The following is a 15,513-nucleotide window of genomic DNA, read 5'->3' as shown; positions in this document are numbered from 1 at the left end:
CCACCCCTTCCACCCCACCCCCACAAACCCTGACGAGATCAGAGGCGGCCCTCGGCCAGGAGCGTGAGGAGGTCGGGGATGGTGTCGATGACCGCGTCGGCCTGCCGGGACTCGGGGCGTTCGGCGTGCAGGTACCCCCACGGTCCGCGCCGCAGCAACGCCGTGCGCATCCCGGCCGCGCGGGCCGGCAGCACGTCGTTGTCCAGCCGGTCCCCGACGTAGAGGATCTCGCCCGGCTCCCGCCCCGCGACGGCGGCCACCTTGTCGAAGAACGCGCGCTGGGGCTTGCTCAACCCCCACCCGGCGGAGGTGTGGATCGCGTCGACCGGCAGATCCATCGCGACCAGCGCGTCATAGGCCTGCGGCGGCTGGTTACCCGCGATGATCAGCTGGTACCCGGCGTCCCTCAGCGCCGCGAGCCCCGGCCGCACGTCCGCGTAGAGATCGTCGCCGTCGAAGTTCTCCCGCAACCCCTCGGGGTCGTCCCGCCGCCACCGCTCGATCTCGGCGTCGGTGTCGATCCCCGGCCGCACGACCTGGAACGCGTCCCGATGCGACCGGTCGAGCGCGGCCATCCCGCCGAGCACCCCCAGCATCACGAACCGCGAGACCCCCAGCCGATCGGCCCACCGCGACCAGATCCGCGTCTCGTCGATCAACGTCTCCCCGACATCGAACACCAGCGCCCGCACCACGTCGACTCCCTGCTCGCCCATGGCATTCGACCCTACTTGTCCGAACCTGGCCACGGCCCCGCGACCATACGGGACCCCAGGTCGACACCTGTGGGACCCCCGCCACCCATGTGCCCAGTGGTCCGATCATGAAGCAACTTCGAGCATCATGCTTCAGCTGGGACAAGCCGGACGTTTATCGTCCGGTGCATGGGAGGAGCCGAGTTCCCCTGCTGTTCACGGAGAGGACTGCCACTCCGGTGACGGAACAATTGTCCCGGCACGACCGGGCGTACGCGAACGTGAGCAGGCGGCTGGACACGCTCCTGAGCGCGTCCGAAGGGCACGCCGACCACGCGCCGCACGTCCAGCGCCCGGCCGGAAAGCCCGCGAACCTCATCGACTGGCGGACCGCGACCTACTACGTCGCCCGCACCCGCGAACTGCGGTGGACGTGCGAATGCCGCCTCACCGTCTACTACCTGATGACCGGGGGCGGCCTGGCCTGGATCCGCCGCGCGCAACGCCCGAGCGCCCTCAACCACCGCGCGAGGATCACCGAGACCGACCACATGCGGTACCCCGACGCCGAACGCCTCTGGGAACGCGTCCTCCTCGGCCACGCCCGCTAGAACCCCCGCCCGGCTTTTCCCGTCCCCGCATCCGGGCAACCCATCACCCCTCCCGGTTGTCTGAACAGGCATGAGATCGGACCAACTAGCGTGAACGCCGAGGACGGCGACCCGTTCGCGGCGTTCGTCGCCGCGCGGGGGACCGGGCTGCTGCGGTTCGCGTACCTGACCTGCGGCATCAGGGAAGACGCCGAGGACCTGGTGTGATCCTTCGTCCGGCCGTCGTCACCACGCCCGTGGTCAGACCAGGAGGGCCGGCCACACCCGGACCCGGCACCACCGACCAGGCCGAAGTGGAACCGTCCTCCCCCGCCCCGAGACCGAGAGTGACCTTCACCCCCACGCACCCCGACCTCGGCGACCTCGGCGACGGGCGGACCTTCAAGAACATCCGCGTCGGTTACCTGCCGGCGAAGCTGCGGTGGTCGAAGTGGTCGGTGAACTGGGGCGACAAGTTCGCGACCGCGTGGAACAAGACCGGCGCCGAGGGCGACCACTCCTACTGCGTGGAGATCTACGTCTACGAAGGGCGCTCCATCGAACTACCGGACAAGGCCTGGAACATCGTCACCGACGACGGCAAGGCCAAGGAGGTGACCTTTTGGGGACGAAAAGGCCTGATACGCCGGCAATTCGTGGGCGAGGACGGCGGCACGGGCACACCTACCCTCTACATGAGCCTGGGCCGCGACCGCCGCGTAGAGATCATGCTCAGCCCCGGCTACGCCGACGAGGTCGGCCCCCCGAAAGCCGTCGAATCCCTCCTCAAGAAGATCGCCACCGGCCTGACCACGACCAACTGACCCCCGTCCGACGGGCACCGGCGCGGACGGCCCCACCGCCCGACCAGCCTCACCCAGTGTCGTCCGCCAGCAAGGCCCACACCCGGTGCCCGGTCATGGCAGCGCCCTGAAAGCCCGTCCTGCGCGCCACCCCCGCCACGACGACCAGCCCGCGCCCGCCCTCCTCGTACTCGCCCTGATCCTGGTCCTCGCCCTGGCTCTCGTCCTCGTACTCGCCCTCGCGCCCGCCCTGGTCTTCGCCCTCGGCGGCGGTCCGGCTGGGACCGGCGAGCCGGGGGATGCCACCCCCTCCACAGTCATGCACCGTGATCAGGACGTCGGCGGGGCCGTCCCCACGCCCGTTCCCTGCGCCCAGCACCACCTCCACCATGAACCACCCGCCAGGATGTCCGCTGCGCGTGTGACACAGCGCGTTCCCGGCCAGCTCGGAGACGACCAGCTCGGCCACGTCCACGCATGCGATGTCCTTGAGCAGAAATCGGACGAACCGACGAGCCTGCGGCACCTGGTCCAGCGTGCCGGTAAAGACCCGCCGCCAGACCAGCCCTTCAAGCCGAGGCGGCGCAAGCCCAAACAGCGCACCGCCCCCGGAACCGGGACGAGGGCAGGAATCAGGACCGGAGAGAGCCTGGGGGTCGGGAACAGGAAGAGTGCTGGGGTCGGCGGTCATCCGCCCACCTCCTTGCCGGGAGACGAGGGTGCAATGGACAGGCCAGAACTCTCGTCCGCCCGGCTCCCCCCGCGCACCCCTAACTCACCCGATCACACCGACCCCGCCAACGGCCTCCCTGACCTGCCCAGACACCCACCAAACAACCGCGACCACCCCCCAACCCAGCACACGATTCCACCCACCCCCCACCCACCGCCCGGGTCGGGAAGACCTCACCTCACCAGCGATGATCCTTCTTGCGAGGACCACAGCCTCTCCGCACGGTCGAGATTTCGAATCAGCCGTCATTTTGCGTAGCCGGTCGTGTACTTTAAGTGAGAACAGGTGTTCGGACGTCACTCTGACAAGGGGGCCTCACGGTGTCCGGTGAGGGTTATCGCGTACTGCTCGACTGTCGGCGTCGCAGCGCGACTCTCCGCGCCAAGGGCTTCAGCCATGACCAGGTCGCGGACATCTTCGCGGCCTTCTACGACGTCAGCCCGCTCCGCCTCCACCGCCTTTCCTACGGCCGGACGGCGGCCGAGGTCGTGGCCACGTTCAACGACCTCGACCCGGCCGGAACCGCTTGCCTGCGGGAAGGCCGGCTATACGACTACGAGACGTGGCCGTCGCGCGGAAAACGGCCTTCGGCGCGAGCCCTGACCATCCTCGCCCAGATCTACCGGACCACCGCCCGGCGCCTTGTCGCCGACCAGGTATACGCGTCTTACACCGTTCGCGACCGCGACCTCATTGACCATACGGACCATCGTCACCTCGACACCCACAGGCCTCGTCACATCCCGGCCTCCAAAGCGGGACATGTCACGATGGAACGACCAGGAGTGCGCACAGACGGACATGCTCCGAGCCCCGCTCCGGCGGACTGCGCCGCCCTGCTCCGCGCCCTCGCCGCCGAGGAGGCCGATGTGAAGCGACGTGACCTGCTGTTCGAACTGGCTCTGGCCCTAGGCGGCATCCCCGCCCTCGCCCTGCTCCGCCACCTGTCTCCCACCGAGAAAGACCGACTGGCGATCGCGGTACGAACGTCCGGCCACGTGGACTTTCAGACCGTCGCCGTCGTCGAGAAACTGACCGCCCGCTGCCGCCGCCTGGACGACGAGTTCGGCCCTGAGACGGTCCTGCCGATCGTGGAATCGCAACGAGATCTGGTCGCCGGCTTCCTGCGCCGGGAATCTCTGAGTCCTGGCCTGCGCGACCGCCTTATACGCACCTACGCCGATCTGAGCCAGCTCTCCGGGTGGCTTCATTTCGACCTGTTGGACTACCCAGGGGCGAAGCACCGCTACCAGGACGCCCTCACGGCCGCCCATCAGATAACCGATGCCGCCTTGATCGGCTATCTCCACGACTGCCTGAGCCATATGTACCTCCGCCAGGGCTCGACGGGGCTCGCTTTGGACCACATCTTCGCCGCACGGGAGTGGGTGCGGAAGAGCGGAAGCGGTTTACTGGCATCGGTCCATGCGACAGACCTCGCTCGCGTTCTCGCGCGCACGGGTGAGCGACGAGCGAGTGAATTCGCGCTCGATCAGTCGGCAACCGCCATCCAGCGCCCCAGAAACGAGAACGACCCCGCGTATCTCTACTGGTGGACGGCCAACGGGGTGCGTAAGAACACCGCCTACTGCATGCTCGCCCTGGGCCGACCCGAGGAAACGATCAGGGCTGTCGAGGCGGCACTGGCGGCGCCGCAGGCACGCAAGCTCGCGCGCGGCGAAACCTTCGTCTACTACGCCGACGCGCTCATCCGGAAACGTGAGATCCCGGCGGCTGCCGACACACTCCGTGAAGCGGCGCGCCTCACCACGCAGCACTCCTCCAACCGCCTAGCCGACTCCGTACGGCAAGCCCGCGCGCGCCTCCAACCCTGGGCGGACAACAAACACGTCCGCACCCTCGACGACGAACTTCACACCTTGGCCATCACCTCCACCGCCACCCGCTAGACCCCACCCGTATCCCGGACCACGTGTCCGTGCTGTCAACACTGGGATACTCAGTGTGTCCACACAATCACGAAGAGGCAGGAACGATGGTCATGACATCGCGAAAGTCACGCACGAAGCCTGGCGCGCCCCCGGAGGACGGTTCTGGACCGAAAAGCCCGACCGATACCGCCGCCGACGTCGTGCCGGCCCCCCACCCGGCACCCACGCCCACGCCCGAGGCGCCGGACATGGCCGACGCCGGCGCTGCGAGCGGCAGGAGTACGCAGCTCCGCCCGGCACCTGGCAGGAGGTCACACGCCATGCTGGCGCCTATCCCGGATACCGAGAACGCGCCGCTCCCCAGCACTCCGCGGGAACTCTTCGATGCGCTGCCACCCCTGCCCCTCCGCACCGAAATCATCAACGGGAGAATGATCGTGAGCCCTATGGGCACCCCCGAACACGGCCGTTCGGCGATGCGCCTTTGTCGTGCTCTGTTCCCCCTCATCGACGAACACGGGTGGGACGCGTTCACCGGCAACGTCGACGTCTGCATCGACGGCCCGCATGATCCGATCATCCCCGACCTGGTGCTCGCTCCCCTTGAATGCCCCCGCTGGGGTGACCGTGAGTTGCTCTCGTCCGGGCTGCTCATGGTGGCGGAGGTCGTGTCGCCCAGCAGCATTCGGGAGGACCGGGAGGACAAGCCGGATATCTACGCGCGCGGCGGAGTGCCGGTCATGCTCGTGATCGATCCTGAGGACGGGCCGCCCTCGGTGACCGTGCTCAGTGACCCCGAGCACGGTTCGTACCAGACCGTCACCCGGGTGACCATGGGCAAGCCTCTCCGGCTCCCCTTCCCCATCGACTTCGATCTCGACACCGGGATCTTTCTCGGGTGAGAAGAGATCCAGGTCATGGCAGTGTCCGGGTGGGGTGTTCGAGCGTGGTCAGGAGGGGTTCGATGATGGTGAGGGCTTGGTCGACCAGGATGGCGAGCGGGGTGGCGCCTTGTTCGGCCACCCATCGGCGGGAGGCGGTGAACAGGACGCCGGCGAGCACGAAGGCGATGAGTTCGAGCTGGTAGTCGTCGGCGGGGCGGCCGGTGCGGTTGGCGAGCAGGCGGGCCAGCAGGTCGATGGTCCTGCGATCCTCGCCGGCGTAACGGGCTTCGAGGGCCGGGACGGTCGCGACGAGCCGCATACGGGCGAGGGTCAGGTCACGGTCGGCTTCTGCGGCGCCCACGACCGCGCCCATGGCGGCGCGGATGGTCGCGGTCAAGGGCTCGTCGGCGGGCCGTGTCGCGACGGTGGCTTCGAAGAGAGGGGAGGCGTCGTTGTCGAGCACGACGTCCTCCTTGGTGGGGAAGTATCGGTAGAAGGTGGTGGTGGAGGCCTCGGCGGCCTCGGCGATCTGCTCGACGGTGGTGTGCTCGTAGCCCTGGGTCTCGAAGAGGCGCAGGGCCGCGGTTTGGATGGCGCGGCGCAGCTTGATCTTCTTGCGTTCCCGTAGACCGGGGGGCGGATCAGTCGGTGTGCTCATTGCGTTGATCTTCGCTCATGGACCGGCGCGGCGGGCCGGTCGGCCGACGACGGGTGATGTGCCCGCGACGAGCCCGTGCCGATGCTGGCAGGCGGCAGGCGGCAGGCGGAGGCGGCAGGCCGCATGGAAGGCCGCAGCGGCAGCGGCAGGTCATGCCTGTAGCACTACCTCGTAGATGTCGACAGGGGTGGGGGCGATGTTCAGATCTGAGCTCGCTTCTTCACGTACGTGGGCGCCTCGGGCTTCGAATCGTCGCAGGTCGTCGTCGCTGTCCCACAGGGAGATGCTCACGACCTTGCCGCTCTGACGGTCGGCGAGCAGGTAGAAGCCCTTGAATCCGGGAGCTTCCCGGACCTCCGGGAACTGCTCCTCGGCGAAGCCGACGAGACCGGCAAGCTTGTCGGTCTCCGCCTGTACGGAGTTGATGCGAGCGAACATGACGTTCCTTTCGTGATCGGGCGTCCACTGACAGGCCACCGGCCATCGTCTACCCCGATATCGGGTCGTTCTACTCTTCGGGCTATTGGCACAAATAGTAGTTTGTCCCAGATTTCAGGCCTGTCAACCCCTCGAAGGGATTTCGCTGGTCCTAAGATGACGCGGTGAAGTTCGTGATGGTGCCGGGTGGCTGGCAAGGCGGATGGGCGTTCGACTCGGTGGCCGCCGAGCTCCGCCGAAACGGTCACCACGTCGAGGCGGTGACCCTGTCCGGGTTGGAGTTGGACGGCCCCGTCGATGTGGACCGTCCGCCGAACCTCGACACCCATATCGACCAGGTAGCCGAGATCATCGACCGTGGCGACGAAGCTTCCCTCGCGTTGTGCGGGCACAGCTACGGCGGGATGGTGATCGCCGGTGTCGCGGATCGGCTCGGCGACCGCCTCGATCAGCTCGTCTTCATCGACGCCTACGTCCCGGACGACGGAGATTCGTGCTGGTCGCTGACCAGCGACGGTTTCCGGGAGCTGTTCATCGCCGGCGCCCGCGCCGACGGTCGGTGGGTCGCGGTCCCTGACGGGCTCGACCCTCGCGCGCGACCGCACCCACTGGCGAGCTTCGTCCAGTCCATCAGGCTGGAAAGCGACCCCAAGCACGCGTTCGGCCGAACGTTCATCAGTGGTGGCGCGTGGCCAGGTAGCCCGTTCGTGACCCTGACCGAACGGTTGCGCGACGACTCCGGCTGGCGGGTTCACGAGATTCCCGTCGGTCACAGCATCGCCGGCCGCGACCCGCACAGCCTCGCGGCCGTCCTCAACGCCCTGCCACCTGCCGCCGGGAAACCGTGATCCGGGTGCACCCAATAACTATCCCGGCAATATTATCCCGGTACTAGAATCGGCACCATGGTCAGATTGCCGCTCACTCCCGATGAGGTCGAGCGCGGACAGCGCCTCGGTACCCTGTTGCGTCGCGCCAGGGGAGAGCGCTCGATGCTCGCCACCGCGCTCGACGCACGCATCTCACCGGAGACCCTCCGGAAGATCGAGTCGGGCCGTGTGGCGACCCCTGCCTTCCCGACCATCGCCGCGATCGCCGATGTCCTCGGCCTTTCCCTCGACGAGGTGTGGGCCGAGATCAACCGGCCCGAAGGTGGTGTCGAACCGGCCGGCTCTGGTCGCAACGCACGTGAGTGGCTGGCCTCGTAAGTCGCGATCCCGCCGTGACCGGCGGGGCGTTCGGGGTAGAGGCCGTGACCGGAATCGAACCGGCGTATACCGCTTTGCAGGCGGTTCCCTGAGCCACTCGGGCACACGGCCATGCTTGGGGGACGAGGTCAGACCCGATGGTGTCGGGCCAGGCGCTCGTCGAGAGCGTCCACGTCGGGCAGGAACCAGACGTGATCACCCTGGTTCGTCTCGGTCACGAAGTCCTGCAGGGCCGAGCTTTCCGCCGTATGCCGGGAGATGTCGCCCACGACGACCAGGAGCAGTTGGTAGGTCACGAACTTCTGCGCTATATCACCGGCAATTCGCGTGCGGAGCCGGAAGAAGTCGTCGCCGAGCCGCTCCGCGGGAATGACGACCACCTCCGCCTGCTCACCGAAAGCCTCGCCTATCAGGTCGACGGCGGAGCGCTCATTTTGAATGACCTCACCGTCGGACTCGCATATGAGCACGCGAAATCCATTTATGATTGAAAGAGTTTCGGGCATGTTCATTGAATCCCTCTGGGTGCCAGGAATAATGCGCGGCACACGCCGCTCAGGCCGCCGGATTCGTCAAAGACGCAGGACAGGCCAGGTGTGGTGAGGTTACGCGTCAGGCGCGACAACAGGACGAGGTGACCAGATCACAGGTAGTGCGGATCATCGTTACCGCCGCCTTCCTGTCCATCTCCTGGCTCCTACCGTCTCGTCCCGGGGCGGGCCGCCAACTCAAGCCCTGCCGTTCGTGGTAAATGCGATGTTAGTGCCGGATATCAGCGACGTCAATCTCGGAAAAGAAATAACGACCTCCCCGGCACCTTTCTTCGGCCCCCGCGACGGCGCCAAGTTCATGCCGACCCCGTCCGGCCCAGGCATCCCGACCCGTCGGGCTCAGGCGTTCCGCCGCGATTGAGGCGGGGTATGGCGGGCGGTGATGTGGAACGGGCTGTGGTGATGGCCGACACGCTCGAGCGCCGTCCTGGCAAGATGTCGGCATGGAACGTGTGCTTGGAATCGGTGGATACTTCATGCGCGCCGCCGACCCGGTGGCCCTGGGCGCCTGGTACCGCGACTGCCTGGGCCTGGACGCCGATGAGCACGGCCTGTGGCGTCAGGAGACCGGGCTGACGGTGTTCGCGACGTTCGAGGACAAGACCGACTACTTCGGGTCCGACGCCCAGCGGACCATGCTCAACTTCCGGGTCCGCGACCTGGATGCGATGCTCGCGCAGTTGCGCGCCAAGGGAGCGGACGTGGCCGAAGAGACACAGGCCATGGAGGGCGTCGGTCGGTTCGGCTGGGTCACCGATCCCGACGGCAATCGGATCGAACTGTGGCAACCCGCCTGACCGCGTCTACACGATCAAGCGTCCGCCCGTCCAAGTGCCCGTTCGTCGTGCCCGGGTGACGTCAGGTGTAGAGGTCGGGGAGGCTGATCAGGTCGACGTCGTCGCGGGTGCTCGCCTGGGCGAGGTCTTCGGTGAAGCCGGCGCGGGAGTAGCACACCAGGCGGGTGCGAGTCGTGTCGTACTTGCCGTTCTGGGTGACCAGGTCGCGGATTCGCCGGAGCCGTTCGAGATGCCCGAGTCCCATGGTCTCGCCCCACTTGGCCTCGCCGATCGCCAGCAGCGGAGGTTTGCCACCGTCGGCGTGCCCCACCGCCGCGACGTCGACCTGAAGCGTGGTCCGGTTCGCCGGATCGTTGACCGTGCCCGCGGTCACCTGGGAGGCCCAGTCCCCGAAACGATCCTCGGCGAAGTACAGCGTCCACTCACGGCACAGCCGCTCGAAGTGCGGCCCGAGCACGTTCCCGGGGAACCTCTGCTTCGCCCGCTGCCAGATCCGGTCGGTCGCGGCCGCCCGCATGAGCTGCGGCCAGTACGGGCGCATCATCGAGTGGTAGAAGGTGAGCAGCGGTTCTCTGATCCGGAAGTCGGTGCGGTTGCCGCGGAACGCGTCGGTCTCCCGTGCGATGAGCCCGGCATCTTCGAGGACGGTCAGCGGGTGGGAGAGTTCGTTGCTTTTGCGGCCCACGTACCCGGCGATGCCCCCGCGTCCGCTGTTGCCCTCGGCGATGGCGGAGAGGACGGAGTGGTAGAGGGCGCCGTCCCGCAGGTCGGGCTCCTCCGCGAGCAGGTATCTGGCCTCCAGGAACATCGGGCTGCCCGGAGACAGGACGGCTCGGACGATCCAGTCGTCGAAGTCGTCCAGGCCGCGAGGCGCGTCGTAGCGGATCATCTCCGTGCGGTAGGCGGGCGTCCCGCCGACGACGGCGTGCACGAGGAGCGCGAGATGGGGATCCTCGAGATCCCAGAACCGGGCGGCGAGCCGGTAGTCGAGGGTGTCGACCGTCAGGTCCAGGGACGCCCGTCCCCGCAACGGGGCGTTCCCCGACAGCAGCCCACCCATGAACGAAAGGGACGAACCGCAGAGCAGCAGACGGGTGCGCGACCCGGTCCGCTCGGCGCGGCGCGGCGCGTAGGCGCCCTGGATGATGGACGGCAGCGCGGGGTGGGCGCGAGCGAGGTAGGGGAACTCGTCGATGACGACCGGGAACGGGCGCTCCCTGCCGGCCCGAAGCAGCACGTCGACCACTTCGGCCCAGCTCGACGGCGTGAACGGGACCACCGGGTCAAGATGCTGGGTGAGCGCCTTGCCGATCTGGTCCAGCGACTGGGCGTCGGTCGCCTCCTGGGCCGAGAAGTAGAACCCGCCGAGCTCCTGGCAGAGCGCCTCCAGCAGGAAGCTCTTACCCTGGCGGCGGCGACCGGAGACGACCCCAAGAGTGGCACCCGGCTGCTCGTCGGAGGCGAACCCCACCAGCGCCGCCCACTCGCGATCGCGATCGAACATGTCGTCGGGCTTCCGCATCCTCACCTCCCTGTAAGAGTCCTACAGGTATGATAACTATAGAACTCCTAGTTGTCCCAGGTAGCAGACACGAACAAACCCCAACCAGGCCGCCAGGCTCCTAAAAACACTGCCCGAGCCGGAGCGCCCCCAGGGCGCGGAGGGGAGGGCCTTCAGGCGGCGGGCAGCGAAAGCGTGGACCTGCAGCCGTCCATGGGGAGTGGGGGTCAGGGGGTCAGTTGGGAGAGGGCTCGGTGGATGCGTTTGTCGGAGATGGGGTAGGGGGTGCCGAGGGTTTGGGCGAAGTAGCTGACTCTGAGTTCTTCGAGCATCCAGCGGACGTCCAGGACCGCGGGCTCCGAGCGGCGCGCCGGGGGCAGGTGGTCCAGGACCTCGTCGTACGCGTCGCGCATCTTGTCGAGTTGCAGCATCCGTTCCCGGTCGCGGAACGGGTCGTCCGGTAGCTTCTCCAGGCGCCGCTCGACGGCACGCAGGTAGCGCTGGAGGTCGGGCAGCCGCCGGTACCCGGTCGCGGTGACGAACCCGGGGAAGACCAGTGACGACAGGTGCTCCTCGATCTCCTCCAGGGTGTCCGCGGGGCTCTTCATCGTGCTGAGCGTGCCGCGCACGCCCTGCCAGATGGCCAAACTCCGCTCGACCCGGGACACGACCTCCGCGACGGTGTCGTACAGTTCGGCCCGTACGTGGTCGTGGATGCGGGTGAAGTCGCCGGGCGTCCACGCGGGCCCGCCGGACTCGGCGATGAGCTTGTCGGCCGCGCAGGTGACGCAGTCTTCGAACAACTCGGCCGCGTCGCGATGCGGGCTGTGGCTGAGGGCGAGTTTCTGCTGGGTGGACAGCCCGCGCAGGATGGCCTTGGCCGGGGAGGTGACGTTCAGCAGGACGAGCCGCCGCATGCCCGCCCACATGGCCGCCCGCTGCTCGGCCTCGGTCTCGAAGACGCGGACCGCGACGGTGGCGCCCTCGTCGACCAGCGCCGGGTAGGCCTTGATCTTGCCCTGCTCGAACACCTTGGGCAGGTCGCCGATCGTCCAGGAGCGCAGCCCGGCGCGTTCGAGATGCTCGCCGGCGCGGGCGAGGGTGGCGCGCATCTTCGGGGCCAGCCGCTGCTTCAGCGCCGAGAGGTCCTTGTCCTCGGCGACGGTGCGGCGGCGCTCGTCCACGACGCGGTAGGTGACCCGCAGGTGGTCGGGCAACCGCGCCGGGTCCCAGGCGTCCGGCGGCACGCGCACGCCGGTGAGCTCGTACAGCTCGCGCCCGACCGCGTCGACCAGTGGTTCCCTGCCGGGGGTGACGCGTTCCAGCACGGCCTTGGCGAACTGGGGCGCGGGGACGAAGTTGCGGCGGATGGGCTTGGGCAGCGACCGGATCAGTTCGGTGACCAGTTCCTCGCGCAACCCGGGGATCTGCCAGTCGAAGCCGCCGTCGCCGACCTGGTTGAGCACCTGGAGGGGGACGTGCACGGTCACGCCGTCGGCGTCGGCGCCGGGCTCGAACTGGTAGGTGAGCCGCATCCGCTGCCCGGCCTGCCGCCAGGCGTCGGGGTAGGCCTCCTGGAGGCCGAGCGCGTCGGCTCCGGCGTTGATGAGCATGTCGGTGGAGAAGGTGAGCAGGTCCGGCTCGGTCAGCCGTTTGCGCTTCCACCAGGTGTCGAAGTGGGCGGCGGACATGACGTCCTCGGGCACCCGTTTGTCGTAGAAGTCGAACAGCGTCTCGTCGTCGACGAGGATGTCGCGCCGGCGGGCGCGGTTCTCCAGTTCCTCGACCTCGGAGAGCAGCCGGCGGTTCTCCTTGAGGAAGCCGTGGTGGGTGTCCCAGTCGCCTTCGACGAGGCCGTTGCGGATGAACAGTTCCCGTGACAGGTCGGGGTCGATGCGGCCGTAGTTCACCTTGCGGTCGACCACGATCGGCACGCCGTACAGGGTGACCTTCTCGTACGCCATGACGGCGCCCTGGTTCTTCTCCCAGTGCGGTTCGCTGTAGGTGCGTTTGACCAGGTGCGCGGCGAGCGGCTCGACCCACTCGGGTTCGATCTTGGCGACGACCCGCGCCCACAGCCGGGACGTCTCGACCAGTTCGCCGGCCATGACCCAGGCGGGCTGCTTACGGAACAGCGCCGAGCCGGGGAAGATGGCGAACCGGGCGTTGCGGGCGCCGATGTACTCGCGGGCCCCGCGCCGCCGCGCGCCGCCTCCGCCCCCGCCGCCTTCCTCTTTCTTGTCGGCCTTCTCGACGTCCATGACGCCGATGTGGGACAGCATGCCGGCGAGCAGGGAGACGTGGATCTGGTACGGGTCGGGACGCGTGGTGTTGAGGGTGACGCCCATGCCCTTGGCGACCTGTTTGATCTGGCTGTTGATGTCCTGCCACTCGCGGACGCGCAGGTAGTTGAGGAAGTCGGCCTTGCACATGCGCCGGAACTGGCTGGAGGACAGCTCGCTCTGCTGCTCGCGCAGGTAGTCCCAGAGTTTCAGGTAGGTCAGGAAGTCGGATTCCTTGTCGGCGAAGCGGGCGTGCTTCTGGTCGGCCTGGGCCTGCTTGTCGGCGGGACGTTCGCGCGGGTCCTGGATGGACAGGGCGGCGGCGATGACCATGACCTCGGTGGCGCAGCCGTTGGCGTCGGCGGCGAGCACCATGCGGGCGAGCCGGGGGTCGACGGGGAGCTGCGCGAGCTTGCCGCCGATCTCGGTGAGCTTCTTGTGCTCGTCGAAGGCGCTCAGTTCCTGGAGCAGGTTGACGCCGTCCTTGACCTGCCGCTGGTCCGGCGGCTCGACGAACGGGAACGCCGCGATGTCGCCGAGGCCGAGCGAGGTCATCTGCAGGATGACCGAGGCGAGGTTGGTGCGCAGGATCTCCGGGTCGGTGAACTCGGGCCGCCCGAGGAAGTCCTCCTCGGAGTACAGCCGGACGCAGATGCCGTCGGAGGTGCGCCCGCAGCGTCCCTTGCGCTGGTTGGCGGAGGCTTGGGACACCGGTTCGATCGGCAGGCGCTGCACCTTCAGGCGGTGGCTGTAGCGGGAGATGCGGGCGAACCCGGGGTCGACCACGTACTTGATGCCCGGGACGGTGAGCGAGGTCTCGGCGACGTTGGTGGCCAGGACGATCCTGCGCCCACGATGGGCCTGGAAGACGCGGTGCTGCTCGCCGGAGGACAGGCGCGCGTACAGGGGCAGCACCTCTTCCTTGCGGCCCTTGAGCGCCTCGGCGGTGTCCCTGATCTCGCGCTCACCGCTGAGGAACACCAGGATGTCGCCGGGGCCTTCGGCGCACAGCTCGTCGACCGCGTCGACGATGGCCTGCGCCTGGTCCTCCTGGTCGTCGGTGATCGGCCGGTGGCGGACCTCGACGGGGTAGGTGCGGCCGGAGACCTCCACGATGGGGGCGTCGCCGAAGTGCCGGGAGAACCGTTCGGGGTCGATGGTCGCCGAGGTGATGATCACCTTCAGGTCAGGCCGCTTGGGCAGGAGCTGTTTCAGGTAGCCGAGGATGAAGTCGATGTTGAGGCTGCGCTCGTGGGCCTCGTCGATGATCAGCGTGTCGTACCGGGACAGGAGGCGGTCGCGCTGCATCTCGGCGAGCAGGATGCCGTCGGTCATCAGCTTGACGAGCGTGCCGTCGCCGGACTGGTCGGTGAAGCGCACCTTGTAGCCGACGGCGTCGCCGAGCGGGGTGTCCAGTTCCTCGGCGATGCGCTCGGCCACCGTGCGCGCGGCGATGCGGCGGGGCTGGGTGTGCCCGATCTGACCCCGTACGCCCCGGCCGAGCTCCAGGCAGATCTTGGGGATCTGCGTGGTCTTGCCGGAGCCGGTCTCCCCCGCGACGATGACCACCTGGTGGTCACGTACGACGTCGAGGATGTCGTCCTTGCGCTGGCTGACGGGCAGGGCCGGCGGGTAGGTGATCGCCGGGATCAGCGCCCGCCGGGTGGCGACGCGGGCCTCGGCGGCCTCTATCTCGGTGGTCACCTGGTCGGTGATCGCCTTGAGGGCCTTGCCGTCGCGCACCCTGCGGGCGCCGTCGAGTCGGCGGCGCAGCCTGATCTCGTCGCGCGTCATCAGCGCGGGCAGGCGTTCACGAAGATCGGTCAGGGGCGATTTCAACGAAGACGTTCCCATGGTCGCTTTTCCGGCCGTCTCGTCAGACGGCCGCCACCGGCAAGGATAAGCAACCCGCCCCCGGTTTCCGCCAGCGGTTTACCGGTGGCCCCCCTTCCCCCTACGTGGCCCGCCCGGTCAGTGGGCGGTGAGCAGCTCGCCCGGGGAGTCCCGGGTGAAGCGCAAAGCCTTCTCCAGGCAGACGATCGCCCCCTGGAGCGGCCGGTTCATGAAGCGCACGTCGTCGGCCAGCGCCCGCATGATCTGGAGCCCCCGCCCGTGCTCCGCCATCGGTGACGGGGTCTCGGTCTTCTCGGCGTCGAGCTTCTCAGGGTCGAATCCGCTCCCCGTGTCCACCACCGTGATCACGAATCGATCTTCGATGAGCTGGGCGCTCACCGTGTACTCGTCGGTCTCGGAGGCATGCCTTATCACGTTCGAGCACGCCTCGGTCAACATGAGCTGGATGTCCTCCTTGATCTGGGTCTCGACTCCGAGTACCTCCAGCTCCGCTCCAAGGATCTGCCTGGTCACGGACACGCTCGCTGCATCGCGCGGCAAGCGCAATGCGATGGTCACCTCCACGGTGCCTCCTTCCGGCCCACGATGGTAAAAGTGCCCCCAGGAACCTGCGCAAACACCGGACCG

At 67.9% G+C, this 15,513-nt stretch carries 15 protein-coding genes and 1 tRNA gene; 7 read left to right on the top strand and 9 right to left on the bottom strand.

The genetic code is table 11. The features are described 5' to 3' along the window. Positions 1-38: 38 nt before the first annotated feature. Entirely contained in the window at positions 39-716 is a 678-nt protein-coding gene (locus tag NYZ98_RS11170; protein ID WP_262842531.1) for an HAD family hydrolase, read from the bottom strand. A gap of 218 nt (positions 717-934) precedes the next feature. On the opposite strand from NYZ98_RS11170, the gene NYZ98_RS11165 reads away from it, so the two are divergent. Together NYZ98_RS11165 and NYZ98_RS11160 are read left to right on the top strand one after the other, a co-directional pair. Next, on the top strand, positions 935-1,306 hold the full coding sequence (locus NYZ98_RS11165) for a hypothetical protein (RefSeq protein ID WP_262842530.1): 372 nt from the start codon (positions 935-937) through the stop codon (positions 1,304-1,306). A gap of 203 nt (positions 1,307-1,509) precedes the next feature. After that, positions 1,510-2,109, top strand: a complete 600-nt coding sequence (locus NYZ98_RS11160) for a hypothetical protein (RefSeq protein ID WP_262842529.1) — start codon at positions 1,510-1,512, stop codon at positions 2,107-2,109. Between the two features lie 49 nt (positions 2,110-2,158). Here the strand turns inward: NYZ98_RS11160 and NYZ98_RS11155 are convergent, their stop codons facing one another. Continuing rightward, positions 2,159-2,779, bottom strand: a complete 621-nt coding sequence (locus NYZ98_RS11155; RefSeq protein WP_323802294.1) for an ATP-binding protein — start codon at positions 2,777-2,779, stop codon at positions 2,159-2,161. 362 nt (positions 2,780-3,141) lie between these two features. Between NYZ98_RS11155 and NYZ98_RS11150 the strand changes: the two genes are divergently transcribed. Together NYZ98_RS11150 and NYZ98_RS11145 are read left to right on the top strand one after the other, a co-directional pair. Further along, entirely contained in the window at positions 3,142-4,731 is a 1,590-nt protein-coding gene (locus NYZ98_RS11150; RefSeq protein WP_262842527.1) for a hypothetical protein, read from the top strand. A gap of 86 nt (positions 4,732-4,817) precedes the next feature. After that, the gene (locus NYZ98_RS11145) at positions 4,818-5,615 is read left to right on the top strand and encodes a Uma2 family endonuclease (protein WP_316249557.1); all 798 of its coding nucleotides are present in this window, start codon (positions 4,818-4,820) and stop codon (positions 5,613-5,615) included. A gap of 13 nt (positions 5,616-5,628) precedes the next feature. Here the strand turns inward: NYZ98_RS11145 and NYZ98_RS11140 are convergent, their stop codons facing one another. After that, on the bottom strand, positions 5,629-6,255 hold the full coding sequence (locus NYZ98_RS11140; RefSeq protein WP_262842526.1) for a TetR/AcrR family transcriptional regulator: 627 nt from the start codon (positions 6,253-6,255) through the stop codon (positions 5,629-5,631). 150 nt (positions 6,256-6,405) lie between these two features. After that, positions 6,406-6,693 (bottom strand): antibiotic biosynthesis monooxygenase family protein, encoded by a 288-nt coding sequence (locus NYZ98_RS11135; RefSeq protein WP_262842525.1) that lies wholly within the window; start codon positions 6,691-6,693, stop codon positions 6,406-6,408. A 176-nt stretch (positions 6,694-6,869) separates the two neighbouring features. Between NYZ98_RS11135 and NYZ98_RS11130 the strand changes: the two genes are divergently transcribed. Next, positions 6,870-7,541, top strand: coding sequence for an alpha/beta fold hydrolase (locus NYZ98_RS11130; RefSeq protein WP_262842535.1), 672 nt, complete (start codon positions 6,870-6,872; stop codon positions 7,539-7,541). Between the two features lie 57 nt (positions 7,542-7,598). Beyond that, positions 7,599-7,901, top strand: coding sequence for a helix-turn-helix domain-containing protein (locus NYZ98_RS11125; protein ID WP_262842524.1), 303 nt, complete (start codon positions 7,599-7,601; stop codon positions 7,899-7,901). 39 nt (positions 7,902-7,940) lie between these two features. Here the strand turns inward: NYZ98_RS11125 and NYZ98_RS11120 are convergent. Beyond that, positions 7,941-8,012: transfer RNA gene (locus NYZ98_RS11120), tRNA-Cys, on the bottom strand. A 17-nt stretch (positions 8,013-8,029) separates the two neighbouring features. Beyond that, the gene (locus tag NYZ98_RS11115; RefSeq protein WP_262842523.1) at positions 8,030-8,407 is read right to left on the bottom strand and encodes a DUF4180 domain-containing protein; all 378 of its coding nucleotides are present in this window, start codon (positions 8,405-8,407) and stop codon (positions 8,030-8,032) included. Between the two features lie 488 nt (positions 8,408-8,895). Here NYZ98_RS11115 and NYZ98_RS11110 point away from each other — a divergent pair, with 488 nt between their 5' ends. Beyond that, positions 8,896-9,249, top strand: a complete 354-nt coding sequence (locus NYZ98_RS11110; protein ID WP_262842522.1) for a VOC family protein — start codon at positions 8,896-8,898, stop codon at positions 9,247-9,249. 61 nt (positions 9,250-9,310) lie between these two features. Here the strand turns inward: NYZ98_RS11110 and NYZ98_RS11105 are convergent, their stop codons facing one another. The 3 genes from NYZ98_RS11105 to NYZ98_RS11095 form a co-directional block, all read right to left on the bottom strand. Beyond that, on the bottom strand, positions 9,311-10,771 hold the full coding sequence (locus NYZ98_RS11105; RefSeq protein WP_262842520.1) for an AAA family ATPase: 1,461 nt from the start codon (positions 10,769-10,771) through the stop codon (positions 9,311-9,313). 206 nt (positions 10,772-10,977) lie between these two features. After that, a complete protein-coding gene (hrpA, locus tag NYZ98_RS11100; protein ID WP_262842519.1) occupies positions 10,978-14,886 on the bottom strand; it encodes an ATP-dependent RNA helicase HrpA in 3,909 nt (1,302 codons plus the stop codon). A 117-nt stretch (positions 14,887-15,003) separates the two neighbouring features. Next, positions 15,004-15,444 (bottom strand): ATP-binding protein, encoded by a 441-nt coding sequence (locus tag NYZ98_RS11095; RefSeq protein WP_262842534.1) that lies wholly within the window; start codon positions 15,442-15,444, stop codon positions 15,004-15,006. Positions 15,445-15,513 lie beyond the last annotated feature (69 nt).

This window comes from Sphaerisporangium corydalis (genome assembly GCF_025506355.1).
In the GTDB taxonomy this organism is placed as follows: domain Bacteria; phylum Actinomycetota; class Actinomycetes; order Streptosporangiales; family Streptosporangiaceae; genus Sphaerisporangium; species Sphaerisporangium corydalis.
The sequence above is the reverse complement of the archived record's forward strand: the minus strand, read 5'-3'. Positions and strand labels throughout refer to the sequence as shown.